Source organism: Bartonella sp. AA2SXKL (genome assembly GCF_042197205.1).
Taxonomy (GTDB): domain Bacteria; phylum Pseudomonadota; class Alphaproteobacteria; order Rhizobiales; family Rhizobiaceae; genus Bartonella.
Genome location: NZ_JBHIRN010000003.1, coordinates 195,403 through 219,255, shown reverse-complemented (window position 1 = coordinate 219,255; position 23,853 = coordinate 195,403). Strand labels below are relative to the sequence as shown.

Below are 23,853 nucleotides of genomic sequence, written 5' to 3'. Positions count from 1 at the left end.
AAAAAAGTAATGCATAATCAAGTATATAAGGGTATACAGTTTATCATGAACAACGAAGCTGCGTGCTCTGAAAAATTGTTCTCTGATGCTGCATTAAAAACTTAAAAAAACTAATCATACATTTAAAGATAACTAAAAAATAACCATATCGTTAGAAACTATAGCGTACACCTAAAATACCCTGAAAGGACTGTTTTGTTTTATGTCCTTTAACATAATGGGCCTCACCATATAACTTTAACTTCTCACTCACAAAACTGCTTAAACCTAATCCTAACTTACCTGCATTGCCCGATAAGTCCGTGGTAAATGGATGACGTTGATTAATTAACGTTTGATTGTCATCTTTATTCTCACGCAACCATGCTGCTGTAATATACGCAAGCGATGAGGAATCCATGTGAAAACCAAATTCATATCCTAAAGATAAGCCAACCTCACTGCGTAATGAAGTAAATGGACGCATGTCACCTGTCATGCCATTCGATAATTTGATTTCTTTACCCTCAATACGCAACCATGTAAATTGTCCATAAGGCTGCAACCAACTGTTCTTTGACGTCTTAAGTCGATAACCAGCTTCAAAGGAAGTTCCCAATGCCCTTTGAGTATATGTTCCTTCAATCTCTAAACCATTCGTTGATACGGCTTTTAGAGTATTTTGATAATGATTGTATTTTAAAATACCATCGAGATACCATCCACTATGATCAAAATAAGTGACATAAGCGCCAATACCATAAGTATTGATTCCACTGTTACCCCCCCGTGCATGCGCAACACGGGCACGATCATAACTGCCAAAACCACCTATATAAAACTCTCCATTTTCCCACTCGCCTAAACCATTGATCCCCAAAACGATACCGGTCTGATCCAGTTTAAAATCTATATGCTCTGTCGCAATGCTCTCTTTAGATTTAATCGCATAAGTCCATAAAGCTGCATTCTTTTTACTTTTATCTAGAACTCCTCTTCCCGCACGTACGGTTTGCATTTCATTGTGAAAAACCATCACTGGAGCCACAGACATAGACAATACCGCATCTGTAGAGGGAGTGGTCAAAAAGTGAGAAACTGAAAGTTTCTCACTAAATTGTGGCAAAGGTTGTTCTTTATGAACTGGACGTAAAATCATTTGATCGGCTAAAGATTGAGAAGAGGTTGAAACAGCAGTTTGTTGTTTTTCATCAGAAAGAGGATGAGAACTTCCTGAACCTAAAACTTCAATAACGTGACTTCCAAGAGAGAAAACAGTTGGAGATACAGAAGCCTGAGATTTTTGCCTTAAGTTTTGGCAGTTCTCTCTTCGACGTGGCAATTTTATAACATGCGCTTGTGGTGCTGCAATCGTTGAAAGAGAAGAAACCGATTGATTTTGATTTAAATGCCGCACAGATCTGCTTCTACTACGTGGTAAACTGTTGAGAAATGAAACATTATCAATAAATACTGCAGATAAATACCAAACTTTTTCGCCCCCACCCTCATCAATTCTCTGTTTTAAACCATACGTATAGGTTCCGCCATCAATAGTTTTAACATTTGCACCAGAAAAGCTTCTCAGGGTAAAATGTGCTCCTCCACTTTGATCAAAAATTAAATCAAGTCCTGCTGAAGAAGGATCAACAATTTCAATACCAGAATCTACGACACTTATTGTATGAAAACCACTCCCATTCTCAATAAAGAGGTAATCACCTTTTCCTTCTGCAAGGCTAACATTAAGGTCAAAATGTAGACTCCCTGCTAGATTATCAATATAAAGCTGAGAGTAATATAAATCATCTTCAGAAGAAGTAAAAATGACTTTTCCTACACCGCTTAACTGCTGAATGCGTGTACTTTTATCGTCAAACCCACGAGCAACGGAGTATAATTGAGCGTCTTCTCCGTTTAATTCAATGTTTTCTACTATAGTTTGTTGACCATTATCTCCAGCATCAAGATGGAGCCCACCAAAATCCTGAACTTTTATTTCTCCTCCTAATATTGCACCAGGAGAAATCCATGAATTAGCATTACCTTCAATCGTTAGATTCTTTACAATTCCACCTGCATAGACTTCTTGAACACCACCAGTGCGTAAAATGACTGTATTTGCTTCACCTCCTGCTAAAACACGCTGCACACCCTCTGAAAAGATTTCAGCATTTACAGCTAAACCGCCGGCTTTTTCTGCAAAGTTATCATCATTAGGAAACCATTTAGCAAGAGTTTGTATTCCTCCACTCATCACTTTTGTTCCCACAGCCATCCCATCATCATATACATTCTGCTGTCCTGGCGTATCACCTTGACCATACAGTATCGTGTTATAAGCGCTGCTCCCCACAATTCCACCATTTACATAACCATCTCCGAAAACAAGCTGCTCCCCACCATAAATTTCAGCTCTCAATGCGGTTCCTCCTCCCTCCACTCTTTGTTTTCCATCCTCGTAAATAATCGTAAATTCTGAAATCCCTTGTTCCCCTACAATCTCAACACCACCATTTTCAATGGTTGTATTTTTACTGAAACCACCAGCTTCAACATAAAGTCTTCCTGATCCCTGAATTGTATTATTAATAGACTTCTTAAGAACACCTTGCTCTCCATCATCAGAGACATAAACTACGTTATTATCACCGAGCCAAGAGCTTTGTAGAATTCCTCCTCCTTCCCCAATGCTGTAATGAATTACATCAGAGATACTAAAATCTTTTGACGATGTCATATTTTCTTCTTTTTCAGGAAGCTTATCTATAGGCGACTCCACATGAGGTGAAGGAATTACAGGAGCAGAAGTTATTTGTGATGTAGCCAAAGACCAAGTCTTTCCCCCATTATCATCTTTTGTCTTTAAGCCATACATGTAAGCTCCACCATCAATCGTACTCGTCTCTTCACCAGAAAAATCTGTCAGAGTAAAATGCGCATTTCCGCTTTGAACATGAATTAAATCAAGCTCCAAAACTAAATTCTGATCTTGTAGAGGAGAATTGGTAATTTCAACACCAGAATCGATAACACTTATGGTGTGATTACCTGATCCTTGTTTTATCAGAAGATAATCACCGCGCTGTTCTGCAAAATTAGTATGCAACCTAAAATGTAAACTCCCTGAAAGATCATTGATCTCAAGTTTAGAGTAATGTGGATTAAACATGGTAGAAGTAAAAATAACACGACCATTCCCACTCAGATTCTCAATCAAAGAACTTTCACCATCTATATTAGAGGCAATCGCGTACAATTTTGTATCTCTGCCATTTAAGACAATTTTTTCTACTTCAGTACGAGATTGCTCTGCACCAGCATAAAGATAAATCCGTCCAGAATCATTAACCGTTGTCTTTCCTTCCAATGTTGCGCCACCATGTAACCATGATTGTGCTTGATCCTTAACGGTTAAATCTTTTACATAACCTCCTAAATCTATTGCCTGAAAAGCAGTCCCTTCTAAAAGAACGCCAATCGCGATTCCTCCCGCTAAAACATGTTGCTGTCCACCAGAAAAGACCTTCGTATCAAAGGCAAAACTGCTATACTCGTCTAGATCCTCTTCTCCATAAAGATTTTGTATCCCTCCTTCCATGATCTGTGTGTTAAAAACCTCTCCATCACCATACACATTCTGATATCCTCGCACTCCATTCTCACCAGAAACGATAGTGTCATAGGCGCTGCTCCTCACCGTCGCACCTTTAATATCAGACTTTCCTGAAACAAATTGCTCACCTCCGTAAATTTTAGCCCCTTCAGCTTTTCCCCCCTCTTTAACCTTTTGTTGCCCACCTTTATGAACAATAGTATCCTGTGAAAGACCCTGTGTTTTAATAAGCTCAGTGCCACCTCTTTGAATTGTCGTATACAAGCTAAAACCACCGCTATAAACGGAAAGCTTTCCACCATCTTTAACTGTATTACTAATTGAAGTTTCTCCATTGCTATCAACTTCCTTGCTACTCGTGTCAAAGCTAGGATCTGCAATAGAAATAGTTGTTCCTTGATCAATTGTGAGTTCTGTAAGTAAATCACTTGATGAACCAGTATATGGTTTCAATACACTATCAAAAACTTGAGAAGTTGTCTCATCAATGGTGTGGTTTGCATCTAAGTACCAAATTTTACCAGTACCCTTATTGTTTCTATGTTTCAAACTGTACCGATAGGTTCCGGCATCAACAGTTCCGATTTTTTCACCAAAAGTGTTTGTCAGAGTAAAATGGGCATTTCCGCTGCGATCAGTAATTAATTTAAGCTTTTTGTAAGAAGAATTTGTAATTTCACGCCCAGAATCAGCCACACTTATTGTGTGAGAACCAGAGCCCCTTTTTTTAATCACAAGATAATCACTAAGCTGCTTGGCAAAATTGACATTAAAATCGAAATGTAAAGAACCTGAAAGATCATCGATATTAAGCTGTGAATAATGCTTATTAGTCCCTAAAGACGTAAAAATAACTCTCCCATTTCCTTTTAAATTCTTAACATTAATCTCAGTTTTTTTGCCGTTATCTTCAGACGCAATAATGTATAGTTTGCTATCTTCTCCATTTAAATTAAGATTTTCTACTTCCGTAACAGCTTCACCATTTCCAGCATAGAGATAGAGGTTGCCAAAATCATTAACATTTGTATCCTTATCTAATATCGCACCGGCAAAAACCCATGATTGTGCTTGATGATTAATTGTTAGATTATCCACGTATCCAGAATCATATATCTTCTGAGTAGCTCTATCGTATAAAGTAACTTCGCTCGCATTCCCTCCTGCAAAGATATTCTGCATACCATTTTTAAAAAGTTCGGTACTCAGTGCAAAAGCCCCCTCATTAATTGTAAAATCTTCATCTTTTATATCGGCTGTATCAGCATCTTCTGAGAAACCGTTATGAAAATTCTCTTTACCATCAAGATTCTGGACACCACCTTTCATAATCTTTGTGTCAACAGCCATCCCCCCACTATAGACACTTTGTATTCCTAGCATTCCATCTGCAGCATGAATTTCAGTGCCATAAGCACTACTTGCCTTATCTTCACGCGACAAACCATCCCCAAGAAACCCCTTACCAAAAATAATCTGCTCACCGCCATGGATTTGAGCCCCTTCTGCATTTGCACCACTCTCAACAATTTGTTTTCCCCCTTTTTTAACAGCGGCATATTCCGAACTGCTCAAGTTTTGGACAAACTCAATCCCACCATGCTCAATTGTCGTATCCCTGCTAACACTTGCTGCATCAATGTAGAGTTTTCCCCCTTCTCTAACCGTATTATTAATGGAATAAGCTGCATCTTTATAGTTAAAGCTATTTATTTCAGAACCTTCAGAGTCACGGTTAGTAATATAGATCGTAGCACCATCGCTTATTATTGAATTTGGGAGTACTTCAAAGAATAGCTTTTCTAATCTCTTCCTTTCCTCTTCTGAAAGATCACTTCCTTCTACTGTCTGTTTATTCTCTATCTTTTTTGATCCCCCCTTTTTTTCTTTTAGTCCCCTCACTTCCGATAACAACTTTCTTGTCTCTTCTAGGTGTTCACTGATACTTACTGGTGTTAATAACTTTTCTCTTGGTGTAGCTACTCCATATGCACTCGCAATCTTGACAAAAAAACCACTGGCCATTACCGCACAAAAACTTAATTTCAATTTGCGTTGCATTATTTACACTCCATAATTTTAAATTTAAATTCTCCCATTTAGAAAAAAGTGCATAGATCAAAACAACACAACGTAATTGCTCAACCTCATGTCTTTTAAGATAGCAAAGCATTCGATGGATTAAGCTCTGACAGATCAAATATACACCATGTGTTTTAAAATGCATGCACAACTAAAAGATTTAATTTGTTTTAGATACACTTTAAAAGTGTTATAATTGCATCCATGAAAAATATTTTTAATATTTTGAGACACTAAACACTGATCTACGAATAAGATTGATTCCTTAATAGATAAAAATGGCATTAAACTTTAAAGGAAACAGCAATGTGAATGAGAGCTGCGTTTATGGCCACCTATTGCCATCTTCTACAGCATTTAAAACAGTGTCTTTATTTTATTCAATATGGATAATATATAGACCACTTATTCATACTCATCAGTCCATAATCATTGTTCTAATATATAACGAAGTGTCATAATATTGACTCGACACCGATTTGAAATTTCTATAGTTATAGTCAGTTAACTCGTCATTTGATTTGTCATATACTAAAAGGGACATTCTATTCATGTCTATAAACTCAGAAATGAAAGCTACAAGCAACAGAAACTCCCCTCGTCGGATTTTATTTGCAAGCCTTATTGGCCCAACAATTGAATTCTTTGATTTTTATGTCTTTGGCACTGCCGCAGCTCTTATATTTCCTCATGTGTTTTTTCCAACACAAAATGATCAAATTGCTATTTTACAATCTTTCCTAATATTTGGAGCAGCCTTTTTTGCCCGCCCTTTTGGATCAGTTGTTTTTGGACATTTTGGAGATAAGATTGGAAGAAAAGCAACACTTATCGCTTCTCTTCTCACAATGGGTCTTTCAACAGTCATTATTGGTTTTCTTCCTACTTATGAAATAGCTGGGTGGTTTGCCCCTTTCCTCTTAACCTTGTGCCGTATTGGACAGGGAATTGGATTAGGAGGAGAATGGGGAGGAGCTGTTTTGCTCGCTACAGAAAATGCCCCTCCAGAAAAGCGCGGCTGGTATGCAATGTTTCCCCAATTAGGCGTTTCAATAGGTTTGTTTTTATCTATTGCTGTTTATTTGGGTCTGCTGCATTTCCTTGATCGTGAAGAACTTTTAGCTTGGGGATGGCGTATTCCTTTTATTGCTTCAGTTGTTTTTATGATTATAGGATTATGGGTCCGTCTTTCAATCAATGAAACTGTTCAATTCAAAAAAACTCTTGAAAGTAAAAAACATGTCAAAGTTCCTATCATAGATGTCTTTTTAAAATGTCCACGAATCCTATTTCTTGGAATATTTTCTGGTATGGCAACTTTTGTTTTGTTTTACTTGGTTACTACATATTTGTTAAGCTATTCAACAAACCATTTGCAATTGCCATTTCATCAAGCTCTTCAAATCGAAATTGTCGGTGCTATTTTTTGTGGGATTTTTACTGTCATCACGGGAAGACTCGCTGACCGTATTAGACGTAGAACTTTGATGATTTGGATTACAATCATCACCGGTATTTATTCTTTCGCAATTCCTTATTTCTTAAATTCTGGAGTTATAGGAGTCCTTGCAATGTCTGTCATTGGCTTATCTCTCATGGGAATGATATACAGTCCTCTTGGTGCTGTTTTGGCTTCACCATACCCAACAGCAATTCGATATACCGGTTCTTCTATTACTTTCAATTTATCTGCTATTGTAGGAGCATCTCTCGCGCCTTATATTGCAGAATATCTGGTGCAACATTTCGATACATCTTATATCGGTTATTATTTGCTTCTTGCTTCTTTTATTTCACTGATTTGCTTCGTCGGATTTACAGATGATGAAATATCCAACTAAAATATAATAACGAAGAATAAAATAAGGACTGGCGGCAAAAATGCTGCCAGTTTCGTTTTTAAAGATAGGGGTTGAGGTATTTTCCACCACAATATTCCTGCAAACAAGGCACTCAAAAAGAAAAATAAAAAATCTGCAATATTGCTTATATAAGAAACAGCAAACATTTCTGATAAGATATGCGTTGTCCCCAACCATGAAACGCAAAAGAAGGCCAACATCACAGCCCATAAAACAAGCAAAATTCGATCAATAATTATCATTATGGCGTTTCGTTTTTTTAATTATAGTCCATATATTTAACATGCCTAAAAGAAAAATCACAATAAAAACCCAACGCCCTCCCCCTGAGCCTTCCGTAATAAAAAGTGCAGGATTTACTATTCCCAGTAATCCTATAAAAATCAGAACAATAGATACAAGACGCATTAAACCTGTTTTTCCCAGCGACAATCTTCAGTCTGTTGCCAATACGTTAAATTATGATTTTCCATTTTATATTTTTTCCACTGTGCACGAACGAGATTCAACTGCTCTTCACTTCTACCATCAAATATCACGACAAGCCGTTGATAAGCATCAATATCCGAACAAACAGCTCCCTCTATGAGAAAACGAATCTTTGAATCATTCGGATTTTCTTGTCCTGTCGTAAGAAATACAGGCTGAAAGTTTGGATATTGATCACACTCCGTTCCATGTCCAATAAATGATTCATCAGTATAAACCCATAAATGTATATCTATAGAATCGCGTTGTTCTTTACTCACACACTGTACTGTTACTTTACCAAAACGAGCCAATGCACGCTCCACAAGCGTCGGCAAAATATCCTTCAGCGTTGACTGCGTCAAATGATAGAATAAAATATCCAATCTCTTAAGCCTTCATCATTCTTTATAAAAAGCTAACATCTTTTTAAAAAAAACTTCTATATCCCTAATACAAAGGAAACGGTTCAAGATATAAACCCTCTTTTTTGATTGAGATGCATTATCTTTTTGCACGTGTCTTTAAAAGACAAAAATTTTTATCTTCAACGTTAATAAAAAAGTTTTTTAAGTTATTTTCTAGATTCTTTGTAGACTATAGTTGAAAATAAAATATAATGTACGGAAAATTTAAAGAGGACCTCATAGGCAATTTTATATTATTTATTTGGTAAAAATATCCAATTCATGAAAGGGTATTTTTTCAAACTTTATTACATTTTAACCGAAAGCAGTAAGAATATTTGCTATCGAATTAAAAACTGAGGATTTTCCCCAATTTATGCGTATTATTGAGTTCTACATCCTGAAACGTGTCATTGTTTTGTTTAGTTCTGTCATGATTGCAGCAGTGGGCGTTAGTTGGACTATACAAATTCTTGCACGGATAAACTTTCTCACAACAAGTAAACAAACACTCCTCACAGTCTTACAATTTTCACTCTCATTGGTTCCTTCTGTTATTTTTGTTGTCATTCCGTTTGCATTAGTGATCGCAATTACAACCATCCTCTCAGCAATGCATCAAGAATCAGAACTTGCTGTCATCAATGCCTCTGGTTTTCCTAAAAGTACTGTTTGGAAACCTATCCTTCTTCTTGCTATTGTTGCATCCTGTACCTCCTTTTCTATAGCTAATTTTGTTGTTCCTCAAGCGCGTCTTCATATGCGACAAATGCTAGCAAGCGCTCATTTTGATCTTATTAATCTATTCATTAGTGAAGGGAGCTTCCAAAAACTCACCAATAACCTTTACATAGAAATTGGCGAACGAAATCCAAATGGAACACTTGAACGCCTTTTCATTGCCGACCAGCGTGATCCTAAGACTGATCTTTTTTATTATGCAACAGACGCATCCATTGTGAGCAATAAAAACGGCAGTTTTCTGGTTCTCAATAACGGTGAAATAGAAAGAGTCAATCATCAAAATAACAGTGTTTCAATCGTGCAATTTAGCTCATATACTTTTAGCCTAGGAGAGTTTATCCCCAGTGATAAAACACCTACTCTTTATCCAAAAGATCGGTCTCTTTCTTATTTACAAAACCCTGACCCAAAAGATCCCTACTATCAACGAAAACCACTCCAATATAAAGCTGAATTTCACCGCAGATTAACACAATGGCTCTACCCTATTGTTTTTTCACTTATTGCATTAGCAGCAGCAGGGGATGTACGCTCCCATCGACAAGCTCGTCATTCCGCAAATCTCTCGGCAATTGCCCTCTCTTTTCTGGTGTATTGGATAGGATATTTTTTCGCAGAAAAAGCAAAAAGCGATCTTGCATACGTTCCTCTCCTTTATATTATACCCATAGGAACAAGTGCATTTGTCTTTTTTATGCTTTTAACGAATCATAAAATTGGGCTTCCCACAAAAGTTAATGAGATACTTCAAATCGCTTTTCAAAAAATAATGAACAAATTTGAACAGCAAAAATCTCAAGATTCCTCGGATAAAATATCATGATTGGGTGGACACTTGGACGATATTTTTTTATACGGTATCTTAAAATAACTTGTTATTTCTGGGGAAGCATTTTTGTTCTTGCTCTTTTAATCGATTTCACAGAGAATTCTGGTAGGCTATCTTCCCTTCCGCATTATACAGCAAAAGATGCATTTTTCCTCTCTGCTTTACGCATCCCTTTTATCATGCAACAACTTATCCCTTTCATTGCACTCTTTTCTGCAATGGCAACGCTTATCTCGCTCAACAAAAAACTTGAACTTGTAGTGACTCGTTCAATCGGTGTTTCTGCATGGCAATTTCTTATGCCAGCTTGTTTTGGAGCTTTTCTTTTGGGATTATTTTCAATTCTTCTCATTAATCCACTTGCTGCATGGGGATTTTCTCAAGCAGAAAAAAAGATGACTGAATGGCGCAATCACAATGTACTAACACCTCTTCACAATACAAGTATCCACTGGTTAACACAACGTACAAATTTAGGCAGAACAACCATTGGTGCCAAATCTATCACCGATCAAGGACTTTCTCTTCTCGATGCCACCTTTGTACAATACAATGACAACGCAACCGTCAAAAATTGGATTAACGCCCCAAAAGCAACCTTGACTAATGGATTTTGGCTATTAACAAATGGAACAATCTATAAAATAGGGCATCCTCCTGAAAAATTTACCGTGTTGCAAATAAAAACCAATCTAAAACCTGAATTTTTAACGGAACGTTTAGTGAATCCCGCAACTATTTCATTTTACCAATTGCCAAAAAAAATTATGATTGCACGTTCATTTGGCTATTCTGCTAATAATTTTGATATGTATTTTCAATCTTTGATTGCATTACCGGCATTGCTTGTGGCAATGACCCTCATTGCAGCAACTGTATCTTTAAATTTTACACGTTTTGGGCAATCTAGAATGTTGATTCTTGGTGGCGTAATAGCTGGGTTTATGCTTTATGTTATTTCCGTACTTGTTCAAGCTTTCGGTAATGCTGGATATATTCCACCAATTATTGCAGCTTGGACACCCGTTGTTATTGCGTTATTCTTAGGAATCTCTTTTTTACTTCATAAAGAGGATGGCTAAGTGAAAGCATTAACACTTAAAAAAACTATTTTAACAAAATTAAGTGCTCTCGCTTTTAAAAGTGTTGTGGGGGTTATTTTAGGAAGTGCTTTGTCTTATTGTGCGCACGCTCAAAGCCTTCAATCTCCTTCTCAAAGTCGCATTCAAAATCTGGAACCTCCTCTTTTGCTCTCTGCGGATGAACTCATCTACAATCGTGATGAAAACACTGTTTCTGCACACGGTAATGTCCAAATCGAATATGATGGCAATAAAGTTGTCGCTCAAAAAATTATTTACAATCAAAAAACAGGACGGCTTATAGCACAAGGGAACGTTGAAATTACTCAAAAGGATGGTAATAAAATTTATTCCAACCAAATTGATATGACCAAAGATCTTGGCGAGGGTTTTGTAAACGCCCTACGTATTGATACAGCCAACAATGTTCACTTTTCAGCCCAAAATGCTACACGCAAACACAATCACATAACAGTCTTTGAAAATGCAACCTATACAGCCTGTGAACCTTGCTCTTATAAACCAGATAGAGACGTCCTATGGAAAATTAAAGCAAGAAAGATCATATGGAATAATAGCGTCAAAAAAATTCGGTTTGAAAATAGCAGTTTTGAAGTTTTTGGTGTACCGATTATAAAATTTCCAAATTTTGAGATCTATGATCCAACGGTCAGGCGTGCTAGCGGTCTGCTTACTCCTCATTTTTTTTATACTGATTATCTCGGTATGGGGATAAAGAATTCTTATTTCTGGAATCTCGCCCCCCATTATGATTTTACCCTTTCTTCTACGGTTTATACCCAACAAGGGCTTTTAACCGAAGGGGAATGGCGTCAGCGTTTAAAAACGGGACGTTATAACATTCGCTTTGCTCATATATATCAAATGAAACCGCATAGATTTGATAATGATACGATTGATGCCCAACATAAAAACCGTTATATGCTGGCGACAAAGGGGGATTTTCGTATTAATTCACACTGGACTTATGGATGGGATATTCTTGCACAATCAGATCGGCATTTTAGTCGTGCCTATAAACTTGAAAACTATAACAATCCTACACAACTTTCTCAGATCTATCTGAATGGTCTTGCAGGAAAAAATTATTTTGATATGCGTTTTTATCATTTTAAAGTTCAAGATTCAATATTGAATGATCCTCATTATGAACGTCACTCTCGGCAAGCGTGGGTCTTACCACGCATCGATTATTTTTTCACACCAGATGAACCCATTTATAATGGAGAGCTTACCTTCCATAGTAATATGCAATCAGTTTATCGTCGCCATGCTGACTTCAGTTCACCCGACCAGAACGGAACCCCTCTCAACACAGTAAAACTTTCTGGTATGGCTGGAAATAGTTTGCGTTTAACAAACGAGCTTCAGTGGAAAAAGCGCTTCAACACGCACAACGGACTCATCTTAACCCCTCTTCTCTCTCTACGAGCTGATATCATTACAACCAATGCAAGCGAAAATCACACAGATTTTATAGAAAACAATACCTTATCCGCAATTCATGGTTCAGCAATTCGTGGCATGGCAACAGCAGGGTTGGAACTACGCTATCCCTTCCTCATTACAGCTGATCATTCTACACATATTATAGAACCAACTGCACAAATTTTTATACGCAATAATGAACAATATATTGGACAAATTCCTAATGAAGATGCTCAAAGCTTTGTCTTTGATGCAACCACTCTCTTTCAACGAGACAAATTTTCTGGTTATGATCGTGTAGAAGGTGGTACAAGAGCCAATATAGGTATAAGATATTCTGGAAGCCTTAATGATAATTGGTCTCTTTATGGTCTCATTGGACAATCCTTTCATCTAGCAGGAAAGAATTCTTTTGCAGAAAAGGACTTTATCAATGTCGGTACTCATTCTAGCTTAGAGGCAAAACGTTCAGACTATGTTGCAATGTTTGGTACAACCCATAAAAGTGGTTTTTCCTTAGAAACGCGTGGACGCTTTGATAAAAAAACAGGAAAAATCCGCCGTAGTGAAATCGAAGCATCACAAAAATGGCAAAATTTTTGGGCGGCTCTACAATATGCCTATATCGCAAAGCAACCAGATTATGAATATTCTCAAGAGCGCCAAGAAATTTCTTTTCAAACAGGACTTAAATTGGCAGATTATTGGTCCATTAATAGCAACGCCGGTTATGATTTAGTATCTGGTACATTTATAAAGCGAGGAATTAGCTTGAGTTATATGGATGAATGTTTCGGGTTAACATTCGGTTATCAACAGGTAACGAATCCAGGCAGGAAAGCACCCTTGCAAAACTTTAATTTCTCTCTTTCATTGCGTACGATTGCAGATATCGGAAAAAAGATAGATTAATTTATAAAGGGAATGTATCAGTCATTTAACTTATCATTGTTTTTATGAAAGAAAGCGTGTATTTTAAGTTGTTGATGAGAATTAATAAACAATGCGAAAGCCTATTTACATGAATAAATTGAAAAAGCGTTTTCTTGCTTTATTTTATATTGCATCTTTGAGCGTAAGTAGCCTGCTAATAAATGGATTTTTGATTCCGACAGTCTTTGCGCAGACTTCTATTGTTGTTACAGTTAATGGCAACCCCATCACAAATTATGATATACAAAGACGCCTTGCTTTTCTCAGGCTACAACAAAAGCAAGGCAATTTGGTGGCACAGGCTAAAAAAGAGCTTATTGATGAAAAGCTAAAAAATATTGAAATAAAACGTCGTAATATTGAAGTAAGCAATGATGAAGTTGATAGAGCTTTTGAGAATTTTGCGACACAAAATAATATGACGATTGATCAGCTCAACCAGATTCTGATCCAAACTGAGATCACAGTGCAACACTTTAAAGATTACATCCGTGGACAAATAGGATGGGGGCGTCTTGTTAGCGCACGCTATCAAGCTGAAACAGGTATGATTAGCGAACAAGAAGCTGTACGCAGAATATTAAAAAATGGTGGTGTAAAACCTTCAACCAACGAATATACATTACAGCGAATTGTTTTTGTCATTCCTGCACATCGTCGTTCAGAGATCTTTGAAAGACGTCAAAGAGAAGCAAGTAATTTTCGCGCACATTTCCGTGGATGTGCCAATGCTCACAATCAAGCAAGAGGTATTTTAGACGTTACTATCCGCCACTTAGGAAAGTTTCTGGAGCCACAACTTCCTAATGCATGGGAACAAGCTATTCTTGAAACGCCTGCTGGAAAAATGACAAAATTACAAGAAACATCTGATGGAATCGAAGCAATTGCTGTCTGCAAAATAAAAAGAGTTTCTGATGATTATGTCGCTCGACTGATATTTTCTCTTCAAGATAGTAAAAAAAGAAGCCCGCAAAAACTTGAAGAATTAAGCGACAAATATTTAGGAGAACTGCGCCGAGTGGCACGCATTCAAAATTCATAATGGCTGCTCTTATTGTTAGCGGTGGTGATCCTGCCGGAATTGGTCCTGAAATAGTACTAAAAGCGTGGAATTTGCGTGTTACGCGCCAAATTCCACCTTTTGTACTTCTTGCTGATCCAGATGTTATTCGTTCGCGCGCTCGTTTTTTACAGATTGATGTTGAGGTGCAATCTGTTTTAATCAATAATCCTGCAAAAAATTTTCAAAGCGCTCTTCCTATCATACCGTTAAAAAACAAACAAAGTGATCAATTAGGTATACCTTCATCGAAAAATACAGCTGGAATTATTGAAGCAATTAAACGCTGTGTTCAATTGATTCAAAATGGCCATGCATGTGCACTTATCACTTGTCCTATTGCAAAAAAGAGTCTTTATGATGCCGGTTTTCAATTTCCAGGTCATACAGAATTTTTAGCCGATTTAGCCCATAAAGCTTTTCATAAATGTTATCATCCAGTTATGATGTTAGCAGGACCTCGATTAAAAACAGTACCAATAACTGTTCATATTCCATTTAAAAATGTTCCTTCACAGCTTACCCGTGATTTAATTATTCAAACGGTACTTATTACTGAATATGACTTAAAAACAAGGTTTAAAATAACATCACCCCGACTAGCTGTTGCTGGTCTTAATCCTCATGCTGGAGAAGGAGGTGCAATGGGAAAAGAAGATATTGAAATTATCACTCCTGCTATTGAATATCTTAAAAAGAAAGGACTCAATATTGCAGGCCCGCTGCCTGCCGACACAATGTTCCATGAATGCGCAAGAAAAGCATATGACGTTGCCATTTGTATGTATCATGATCAAGCCCTTATCCCTGTTAAGACATTAGACTTTGATAGCACTGTTAATGTCACGTTAGGTCTACCTTTTATTCGCACGTCTCCAGATCACGGAACTGCTTTTGACATTGCTGATAAAGGGATAGCCTCTCCCGAAAGCTTTATTGCTGCTCTTAAACTTGCAAATCAACTTGCAAAAAATAGTTTAAACCCATGCCAATAGATAATCTCCCTCCTCTGCGTGAGGTCATTGATATATATGGATTACAAGCGCATAAATCTTTGGGGCAGAATTTTCTTTTTGATCTTAATTTAACATCTAAAATTGCTCATCAAGCAGGCAATATAGAAGGAAAACCTGTTCTTGAAATTGGTCCTGGTCCTGGAGGTCTCACACGTGCCTTGCTAGCAAAGGGTGCCATTGTAACAGCAATAGAACGCGATGAGCGCTGCATACCGGCTCTCTTAGAAATAGAAAAACACTATCCTAAAAAATTAAAAGTTATTTGTAATGATGCACTGAAGCAAGATTTCTCAAAACTCTTTGAAACAAGCCCTGTAAAACCGCGCATTATTGCAAATCTTCCCTATAATATTGGGACACAACTCTTATTAAATTGGCTTTTGACTGAACCATGGCCTCCTTTTTATGAATCAATGACATTGATGTTTCAACGTGAAGTTGCCAAACGGATTACAGCTAAACCTCAATCTACTCATTATGGACGTCTTAGTGTCTTAACTGGCTGGCGTACCACTGCTAAAATTGCTTTTGATGTCCCCCCTCAAGCCTTCATACCAATACCTAAAGTAACGTCTTCCGTTGTTCATATTATTCCGCGAATACAACCTCTTTCCTGCTCTGCACAAAAACTAAGCCTCGTCACAAAAACCGCCTTTGGGCAAAGACGAAAAATGCTTCGTCAAAATCTCAAAATACTTGGAGGTGAAGAGCTATTAGAAAAAGCTGGAATTGATGGAACGCGCCGTGCTGAAACGCTCTCGATTTCTGAATTTGTAACTTTAGCGCATCTAGTGCTCTAAAAAATGCACTTTGTGTTATAAAACCTTTTTTAATCACAACATTTATCGATTTTTTCAGCAACAAGCCCATCAACAAAAGAGCCAAGATAAGAACAACGCTCACGTTTTACGGTTTCAGCTAAATAAATTGATTTAATAAAAGATAAAGACTGATCTAAATCTTCGTTAATCACAACATAATCATAAGAAAGCCAATGCTTTAACTCCGTTCGTGCATTTTCCAATCGCAAATTGACAGTATCTTGACTATCTTCTGCTCGACGATGTAAACGCGAAACAAGCTCTTTCATTGATGGTGGAAGAATAAAAACAGATACAGTGTCTCCTAGCATCTTTTTTTGCAGCTGCTCGGTACCTTGATAATCAATATCAAATAACATATCTTGGCCAGCATTCAATGCGCTTTCAACAGTTTCACGTAAAGTGCCATAATAATTTCCGTGAACTTCTGCCCACTCAATAAATTCATCCCTATCACGCTTATATTCAAACTCTTCCTTTGAAATAAAGTAATAATGCAGCCCATCTACTTCACTAGGACGCCTTTTCCTTGTGGTCATACTTACGGAAAGCTCTAATTGTCCCTCTTTTAGAAGTAATCGAGAAATTGTTGATTTACCAGCACCTGAAGGCGAAGAAAGAATAAATAAAAAACCGCGGCGTTGATTTATTTTTATAGCACTCAATTTACTTTCAAAGACTGTCATTACATCACTCTACTTTGTTCATAAATGTTTCTCCAAAATTTGAATTATACATTATCTCAACCTCTCCCCTAATCAATGTGTTTTCTTAGCAATTCTCAATGTTATTTTGCTCTTTTTTGAGATAAGGTATTAGCAGTATATTCACTTTTTTCTTAAATATTTTTATCCATACGCCAACCCACTTGTGACAGACAAGAAAATGATTTTTTATCATTCTCATAAAAAATTTAAATAGAAAAATTTTACTATATTTGGGATTCTCATTTACGATGCAAAAAGATGTGTTATCACTATAAATTCAATGTTTTGCCTTTAATTCTCGCCACTTGCGAACATTCATATTATGTTCCTCTAAAGTTCGAGAAAAAACATGCCCTCCTGAACCATCAGCAACAAAATAAAGTGCATCACTGCTTGGTGGATGTGCCACCGCTTTTAAAGAATCTCGACCTGGATTTGCAATAGCCGTTGGGGGCAAACCATTAATTTTATAAGTATTATATGGTGTTTCCTTCTCAAGATCTGAACGATAAATTGCACGACCGGATGGTTTTCCTTTTCCTCCGAAGAGACCATAAATTACTGTTGGATCCGATTGAAGACGCATATGCTTTGTAAGGCGGTTATAAAATACCGCAGCAACCATTGGTCTTTCTGCTGCAATTCCCGTTTCTTTCTCAACAATTGAGGCTAATATAACAAATTCATCAATTGATTTAATGGGTAAATCAGGTGAACGCGTAGCCCATATAGCATGAATTAATTTTGTCTGTCCTTCACGCAACCTGTTTACAATCTCTTTACGCGTTGTTCCCCGAATAAAACGAACAGTATCCGTCATTAAATAACCTTCTGGAGGCAAAATTTTTGGAAGGTCTCCAATCAAAATTTCATTCGCAGCTAATCGATCGAAAACTTGCTGAACCGTTAAACCTTCAGGTACTGTAAATGTATACTCTATAGATTTTCCTTTCACAAGAATATCCATAATATCCTGCATCGAAGCATGAGCTGGAATTAAATATTCACCAGCCTTCAGATGCGTTGTTTTTTGGTGATAACCAACCCCATAAACAAAAATATCTGATGATCGAATGAAACCACGTTTTTCTAGCAATGAAGCAATTTCACGAATTCCGGTACCAGGATGGATAAGAACAATTTGTTCTTCCTCAATTTTTCCCTTTTCTTCAAAAATACTTTTTCCAATATAAAGAGGAATACTTATGGCAAAAAGAATAATCACAATCAGCATAAGAAAAAAATGACCGAGAATGACCAACGGATTACGGACGATAGATGATTTCTTTCGTTTTTTATGTATTAACATGTCATAACTATCTGCTAAATGATTCGAAGAGGAATCACTTACGTCCTTTAATGATTTTCCATTTTTCACATCGGACATAACCCCTCAATAGCGATTAAGGATAATATTATAATTTCTTATTCACCTTATAATAAAGTAGAAAACTCAAAAGCAAAAATTAAATAAAAATACTTATTATCCCCTAAAACGTCGCATCACCAACGATGCATTTGTCCCACCAAATCCAAAAGAATTAGAAAGAATCGTATCAATCTTTCGTTCACGCGGTTTGTGTGGTACAAGATCGATTTTCGTTTCAATCGATGGATTGTCAAGATTAAGTGTCGCTGGGGCTATATTATCCCGTATAGCTAAAATAGAAAAAATAGCCTCAGCAGCACCGGCTGCACCAAGTAAATGCCCGATAGATGATTTCGTTGATGACATAGAAACTTGTGGTGCATAACTCCCTAAAACACGCTCAACAGCCGCTAGCTCTATGGAATCAGCCATCGTAGATGTACCATGAGCATTAATATAATCAAGTTCACTTACATTCACTTGTGCACGCTTAAGAGCAGCTATCATACTACGCTGAGCCCCTTCACCACTTTCTGAAGGCGCTGTAATGTGGTAAGCGTCACCAGATAAACCATAGCCAATAACCTCAGCATAAATACGCGCTCCTCGTTTTTTGGCATGTTCCAGCTCTTCTAAAACAACAACAGCTGCTCCTTCCCCCATCACAAAACCATCACGATCAATATCATAAGGACGTGACGCCCGTTCAGGATCATCATTGCGACAAGTAGAAAGAGCTCTACAAGCTGCAAAACCTGCAAGAGATATCCGATTTATCGGAGATTCAGTCCCCCCTGCCACCATGACATCTGCATCACCAAACATAATCAAACGTGCCGCATCACCAATTGCATGCGCCCCTGTTGAACAAGCCGTTACAACAGAATGATTAGGCCCCCGTAAACCATATTGAATAGACACATAACCAGAAGCAAGATTAATCAAACGACCTGGAATAAAAAAAGGAGAAACACGACGTGGGCCCTTATCACGAAGCGTATAACCAGCTTCAACAATACCCTCAACTCCCCCAATTCCCGAACCAATTAACACGCCTGTACAAATCTGATCTTCATCACTCTTAGGAAACCATTCGGCATCTGCAAGCGCTTGGTTAGCAGCTGCCATTGCATAAACAATAAATGCATCAACTTTACGTTGCTCTTTAGGTTCCATATACAAATCAGCATTATAAGTCCCCTCTGTTCCATCCCCTAAGGGGATACGCGCAGCAATCTGGCATGGCAAATCTGACACATCAAACTCAGTGATACGTCGGACACCACTTCTTCCTTCAAGAAGTCGTTTCCAACTATATTCAGTATTACCAGCTAATGGAGATACCAACCCTAAACCAGTAACAACAACACGTCTCATAACTTCTAACCTTGAACTAAACTTCACCTCTCAAAGCTCTCTTTTCAAAAGAGCTCCGAAGAATATAGGCAAAAGCAATTTATGCCTTTGCCCTTTAGTAATCACGCAGAAGCTTTATCAATGAACTTGACTGCATCGCCAACTGTAAAAATCGTTTCAGCAGCTTCATCTGGAATTTCTACCCCAAACTCTTCTTCAAAAGCCATAACGAGTTCAACCGTATCAAGGCTATCAGCCCCTAGATCATCGATAAAGCTTGCATTTTCTACAACTTTATCAGCATTAACCCCAAGATGTTCCACGATAATTTTCTTAACGCGCTCTACTGTGTCACTCATGTTGAAATCCTCGAATTTATATTTCCTATAATTTGGTTAACTATATCGGTTCATCTAATCAAGCAATAGATGCATTACTTTAAAAGATTTTAGTAATGATTTAAAACATCCTGTGGATATCCCCTACAAAATGAACCAATCTGACATTCCGACATCAATTGATCAACGACCATATTAAAGAAATAGATGCATCTATCCATTTCAATCGTTACTATCTAAAATAATACAACTCATAAATCAATGTGGAATAAAATAAATACTCAAATCATTGCCATTCCACCATTGATATGGAGTGTTTGACCTGTCGTATAGGCTGCTTCATCGCTTGCTAAATAAACAGCAGCAGCGGCTATTTCTTGCCCACTTCCCATACGCTTCATTGGAATCGCAGCCATAATGGCTTCTTTTTGCTTTTCATTAAGCTTGTCTGTCATTGCAGATTTAATAAATCCTGGAGCAATACAATTGACCGTGATATTTCGCGAAGCAATTTCTTGTGCCAATGCTTTAGAAAAACCTATCAATCCTGCTTTTGCAGCACAATAATTCGTTTGTCCAGGATTTCCCACAACACCAACAACAGATGTAATGTTAATAATCCTTCCATAACGGCGGCGCATCATAGAATGTATTAATTCACGCGTCAAAAGAGAAGCAGCTGTTAGGTTAACTTCTAAAACATCATCCCAATCTTTATCTTGCATACGCACAAAAAGACCATCCTTAGTGATTCCAGCATTGTTAACCAAAATATCGACGCCATCCATTTCTCTTTCTGAAACTTCAACCAATTGTCTAATCGATTGGCGTTCAGAAAGATTAGCGGGAAATACAAAAACATTCTGCCCTAATTCTGCTGCCACTTCTCTAAGCTTTTCTTCACGTGTTCCATGAAGTCCAACAATGGCTCCTTGTGCATGAAAGCAGCGTGCAATTGCCTCACCAATTCCTCCTGATGCCCCCGTTATAAGAGCTTTACGCCCTGTTAATTTAAACATTTTTAAACTCCTTATAGATTAAATGCCAAGCATACCTAGCGCTGATTCTATTTCATCAACTGTTCCAATAGTTACCCCTTTTATATCCTTGTTAATACGACGCGTTAAACCTGTTAATACTTTTCCAGAACCAACTTCAAAAAGCGTATCAACCCCATTAGCCCCGATCCATTCTATTGTTTCACGCCACCTCACCCTCCCCGTCACTTGTTGGACAAGAAGAGTAGCAATACGTTCTGGATCCTTTTCTGGTGTAACAGAAACATTGGCAATTAAAGGAACAATAGGTTCCATTTTATTAACAGTCAAAAGCGCTTTCTTCATGGCATCAGCAGCAGGCTGCATTAAAGACGAATGAAAAGGTGCAGAAACTGGAAGAAGAAGTGCACGTTTTGCACCTTTTGTTGATGCAATCTCTACCGCTGTCTCAACTGCTTTTGCTTTACCTGAAATAACAATTTGCCCACCACCATTATCATTAGCAATCTGACATAGTCCTTCTCCAGAAACAGTTTCGCAAATTTCTTCCACAATGTGCTCTTCTAAACCAATTAATGCAGCCATAGAACCTTCTCCAACCGCGACAGCAGCCTGCATAGCATTGCCACGAGTACGCAAAAGCCTTGCCGTATCTGTGAGAGTAAATGTATCAGCAGCACAAAGAGCCGAATATTCGCCTAAAGAATGACCAGCAACAAATCTTACCTTGTCTTCTATACGAAGCCCTAATTGTTTCATCACACGAATGACAGCCATAGATACAGCCATTAATGCCGGTTGTGCATTTGCTGTTAACGTTAAAACATCTGCTGGTCCTTCAAAAATAATCTTTGATAATTTCTCACCCAAAGCATCATCAACTTCCTCGAAAACCATCCGTGCGGCAATAAATTGCTCTGTAAGCGCCTTTCCCATACCAACAAGTTGACTCCCCTGCCCTGGAAAAATAAAAGCTGCACCCATTTATCAACTCCTAAAACTGTACAATTAAATTATTTTCTTTTGACCTTATTCATCCGCACAAATCAAGATAAAGCCCTTTATTTAAAACGAATACCACACTTAAAATTATATTTTAAGGGCGGAATTTGATATAAAAACTTAGGGAAATAGGGTGCTATAAACTGAATAACACCCAAACTTATGAGACTTCCTAAAAGTGCACCTGCTAAAATATCAAAGGGATAATGTACGCCCACAAAGATGCGCGCCCAACAGATTAAGCATAAAAACACTACGGCAAATTTAAAAGTAACTTTGTATCGGTAAAAATAAAAGTTAGCTGCATAAGATGCAATGGTCAAGGCATGATTACTAGGAAAAGAAGCTGTTGCACGATGTTGAATAAACGGTGTCGTCAGCCCTACCACGAATGGGCGAGGATGAAAATAAAAAAGAGAAATGAGATAACCTATGAAAAGAGATGCACAAATACTCATGCAAATGCTTAGCACAACACACCGTTCCCTCTCCCCACCACAAAACCACAACGCACAAAGATGGAGAGGAATAATATAAATTAAAAACTTTGCACAAAAAATACTAAACAAAACTACAATCGACCAAGCTTGATGATTGCCGACAAACATTTCAAAGAGTGTAACATCAATCTGGTTTAAAAAGTCCATTTTTCCCTCCTTTGCCTTTATATTACAGTATTATCTTTTTGTAGAAGAAGGAAATATATCAAGATTTAACAAATCAATTTTTTTATGTGCATAAACTTGCTATTTTAAAAGATAACCTGTAGATATGAAATATTCTTTGCCGGCACTTTAGCTGGAGGTTGAACGGAGGGCTGTAAAATATCAGTAGGAAATACAATGTTTCCGGCCTCCCGTATCTCCGCTCTGAGATGTCTCGAATTGTAAACGCGTCCTTTCTTCTTTGGATTTCCAAAAAAGACAAGTCGCAGAGGCTTTGCGCTAAAACCGGTGAAATTTAATTGAAGAAAGGCAAAACAATGGCTCTTTATGAACATATGTTCCTTGCCCGACAAGACATTGCACCGCAGCAAGTTGATGAACTTTTGAGTCTCTACAAAGGTGTCATTGAAGTGCATGGTGGAAAAGTTGGGCGTATAGAAAATTGGGGACTTCGTCCTCTTGCTTACCGTATTCGTAAAAACCGTAAAGCTTATTATGTCTTAGTCAATATTGATGCACCAGCTTCAGCAATTGCTGAAGTGGAGCGTCAGATGCGCATCAATGAGGATATTTTGCGTTATATGACCATTCGCGTAGAAAAACACGAAAAAGAAAAATCTGCTATGCTCTCACACCTTGATCGCAATAGTCACATTGGACATGATGAAGAGCGTCCTCGTTTTCCACGTCGTCAACGTGAAAATACTATAGAAGGGGTAGAATAATGACTGATACTAATCAAAACTCTGCACGTCGCCCCTTTCATCGTCGTCGTAAAACGTGTCCTTTTTCAGGGACCAATGCTCCCAAAATTGATTATAAAGACATCAAGTTGTTACAACGTTATATTTCCGAACGTGGGAAAATTGTTCCTTCACGGATTACTGCTGTTAGTCAGAAAAAACAGCGTGAATTAGCTAATGCTATCAAACGTGCTCGCTTTTTAGGCTTACTTCCGTACGTTATAAAGTAAGCAATCAATACGCTATGCAACTGGAGAGTTTCTCCAGTTGCATTTCTTATATGGTTAAAAAATAGCTTGTTGTATCCTATGTTAAGCTATTAAA

The 23,853-nt window shown here is 37.6% G+C and carries 20 protein-coding genes; 9 read left to right on the top strand and 11 right to left on the bottom strand.

Annotated elements, in window-relative coordinates:
• Positions 1 to 151: 151 nt before the first annotated feature.
• Complete coding sequence (gene bafA, locus ACFINS_RS03555; RefSeq protein WP_375705904.1) at positions 152 to 5,656, bottom strand: BafA family autotransporter; 5,505 nt, start codon at positions 5,654 to 5,656, stop codon at positions 152 to 154.
• Positions 5,657 to 6,228: 572 nt separating this feature from the next.
• On the opposite strand from bafA, the gene ACFINS_RS03550 reads away from it, so the two are divergent.
• Positions 6,229 to 7,518 (top strand): MFS transporter, encoded by a 1,290-nt coding sequence (locus ACFINS_RS03550; protein ID WP_375611247.1) that lies wholly within the window; start codon positions 6,229 to 6,231, stop codon positions 7,516 to 7,518.
• Here the strand turns inward: ACFINS_RS03550 and ACFINS_RS03545 are convergent.
• Genes ACFINS_RS03545 through ACFINS_RS03535 form a run of 3 tightly spaced genes read right to left on the bottom strand, consistent with a single transcriptional unit; the run spans position 7,515 to position 8,393 of the window.
• Entirely contained in the window at positions 7,515 to 7,781 is a 267-nt protein-coding gene (locus ACFINS_RS03545) for a hypothetical protein (protein WP_375611246.1), read from the bottom strand. The genes ACFINS_RS03550 and ACFINS_RS03545 overlap by 4 nt on opposite strands.
• The gene (locus ACFINS_RS03540) at positions 7,768 to 7,947 is read right to left on the bottom strand and encodes a hypothetical protein (protein WP_375611245.1); all 180 of its coding nucleotides are present in this window, start codon (positions 7,945 to 7,947) and stop codon (positions 7,768 to 7,770) included. The genes ACFINS_RS03545 and ACFINS_RS03540 overlap by 14 nt, the downstream gene beginning before the upstream one ends.
• Positions 7,947 to 8,393: a DNA polymerase III subunit chi gene (locus tag ACFINS_RS03535; protein ID WP_375705903.1), complete on the bottom strand. Its 447-nt coding sequence runs from the start codon at positions 8,391 to 8,393 to the stop codon at positions 7,947 to 7,949. Before ACFINS_RS03535 ends, ACFINS_RS03540 begins: the two co-directional genes overlap by 1 nt.
• A 397-nt stretch (positions 8,394 to 8,790) precedes the next feature.
• Between ACFINS_RS03535 and lptF the strand changes: the two genes are divergently transcribed.
• The 6 genes from lptF (at position 8,791) to rsmA (ending at position 16,330) form a co-directional block, all read left to right on the top strand.
• On the top strand, positions 8,791 to 9,981 hold the full coding sequence (lptF, locus tag ACFINS_RS03530; protein WP_375705902.1) for an LPS export ABC transporter permease LptF: 1,191 nt from the start codon (positions 8,791 to 8,793) through the stop codon (positions 9,979 to 9,981).
• Positions 9,978 to 11,069 carry an LPS export ABC transporter permease LptG gene (lptG, locus tag ACFINS_RS03525; RefSeq protein WP_375705901.1) on the top strand — a complete coding sequence of 364 codons (1,092 nt, stop codon included), beginning with the start codon at positions 9,978 to 9,980 and terminating at the stop codon, positions 11,067 to 11,069. The genes lptF and lptG overlap by 4 nt, the downstream gene beginning before the upstream one ends.
• On the top strand, positions 11,070 to 13,430 hold the full coding sequence (locus tag ACFINS_RS03520) for an LPS-assembly protein LptD (RefSeq protein ID WP_375649554.1): 2,361 nt from the start codon (positions 11,070 to 11,072) through the stop codon (positions 13,428 to 13,430).
• Between the two features lie 109 nt (positions 13,431 to 13,539).
• Entirely contained in the window at positions 13,540 to 14,496 is a 957-nt protein-coding gene (locus ACFINS_RS03515; protein ID WP_375620739.1) for a SurA N-terminal domain-containing protein, read from the top strand.
• Positions 14,496 to 15,509: a 4-hydroxythreonine-4-phosphate dehydrogenase PdxA gene (gene pdxA / locus ACFINS_RS03510; protein WP_375668198.1), complete on the top strand. Its 1,014-nt coding sequence runs from the start codon at positions 14,496 to 14,498 to the stop codon at positions 15,507 to 15,509. Before ACFINS_RS03515 ends, pdxA begins: the two co-directional genes overlap by 1 nt.
• Complete coding sequence (gene rsmA / locus ACFINS_RS03505) at positions 15,500 to 16,330, top strand: 16S rRNA (adenine(1518)-N(6)/adenine(1519)-N(6))-dimethyltransferase RsmA (protein ID WP_375611238.1); 831 nt, start codon at positions 15,500 to 15,502, stop codon at positions 16,328 to 16,330. Before pdxA ends, rsmA begins: the two co-directional genes overlap by 10 nt.
• 29 nt (positions 16,331 to 16,359) lie before the next feature.
• On the opposite strand, the gene gmk is transcribed toward rsmA, so the two are convergent.
• The 7 genes from gmk to ACFINS_RS03470 form a co-directional block, all read right to left on the bottom strand.
• Positions 16,360 to 17,037 carry a guanylate kinase gene (gene gmk / locus ACFINS_RS03500; protein WP_375705900.1) on the bottom strand — a complete coding sequence of 226 codons (678 nt, stop codon included), beginning with the start codon at positions 17,035 to 17,037 and terminating at the stop codon, positions 16,360 to 16,362.
• Positions 17,038 to 17,335: 298 nt separating this feature from the next.
• Positions 17,336 to 18,445, bottom strand: a complete 1,110-nt coding sequence (gene mltG, locus ACFINS_RS03495) for an endolytic transglycosylase MltG (protein WP_375611236.1) — start codon at positions 18,443 to 18,445, stop codon at positions 17,336 to 17,338.
• Between the two features lie 96 nt (positions 18,446 to 18,541).
• Entirely contained in the window at positions 18,542 to 19,804 is a 1,263-nt protein-coding gene (gene fabF / locus ACFINS_RS03490; protein WP_375611235.1) for a beta-ketoacyl-ACP synthase II, read from the bottom strand.
• Positions 19,805 to 19,905: 101 nt separating this feature from the next.
• Positions 19,906 to 20,142: an acyl carrier protein gene (locus tag ACFINS_RS03485; protein WP_004860281.1), complete on the bottom strand. Its 237-nt coding sequence runs from the start codon at positions 20,140 to 20,142 to the stop codon at positions 19,906 to 19,908.
• Positions 20,143 to 20,402: 260 nt separating this feature from the next.
• Positions 20,403 to 21,140: a 3-oxoacyl-[acyl-carrier-protein] reductase gene (fabG, locus tag ACFINS_RS03480; protein WP_375676182.1), complete on the bottom strand. Its 738-nt coding sequence runs from the start codon at positions 21,138 to 21,140 to the stop codon at positions 20,403 to 20,405.
• 18 nt (positions 21,141 to 21,158) lie between these two features.
• Positions 21,159 to 22,103, bottom strand: coding sequence for an ACP S-malonyltransferase (fabD, locus tag ACFINS_RS03475; protein WP_375705899.1), 945 nt, complete (start codon positions 22,101 to 22,103; stop codon positions 21,159 to 21,161).
• A gap of 77 nt (positions 22,104 to 22,180) precedes the next feature.
• Positions 22,181 to 22,768, bottom strand: a complete 588-nt coding sequence (locus tag ACFINS_RS03470; protein ID WP_375611232.1) for an undecaprenyl-diphosphatase — start codon at positions 22,766 to 22,768, stop codon at positions 22,181 to 22,183.
• Positions 22,769 to 23,103: 335 nt separating this feature from the next.
• On the opposite strand from ACFINS_RS03470, the gene rpsF reads away from it, so the two are divergent.
• Entirely contained in the window at positions 23,104 to 23,511 is a 408-nt protein-coding gene (gene rpsF, locus ACFINS_RS03465) for a 30S ribosomal protein S6 (protein WP_375611231.1), read from the top strand.
• The gene (gene rpsR, locus ACFINS_RS03460) at positions 23,511 to 23,759 is read left to right on the top strand and encodes a 30S ribosomal protein S18 (RefSeq protein WP_012754957.1); all 249 of its coding nucleotides are present in this window, start codon (positions 23,511 to 23,513) and stop codon (positions 23,757 to 23,759) included. Before rpsF ends, rpsR begins: the two co-directional genes overlap by 1 nt.
• The last annotated feature ends 94 nt before the right edge of the window (positions 23,760 to 23,853 follow it).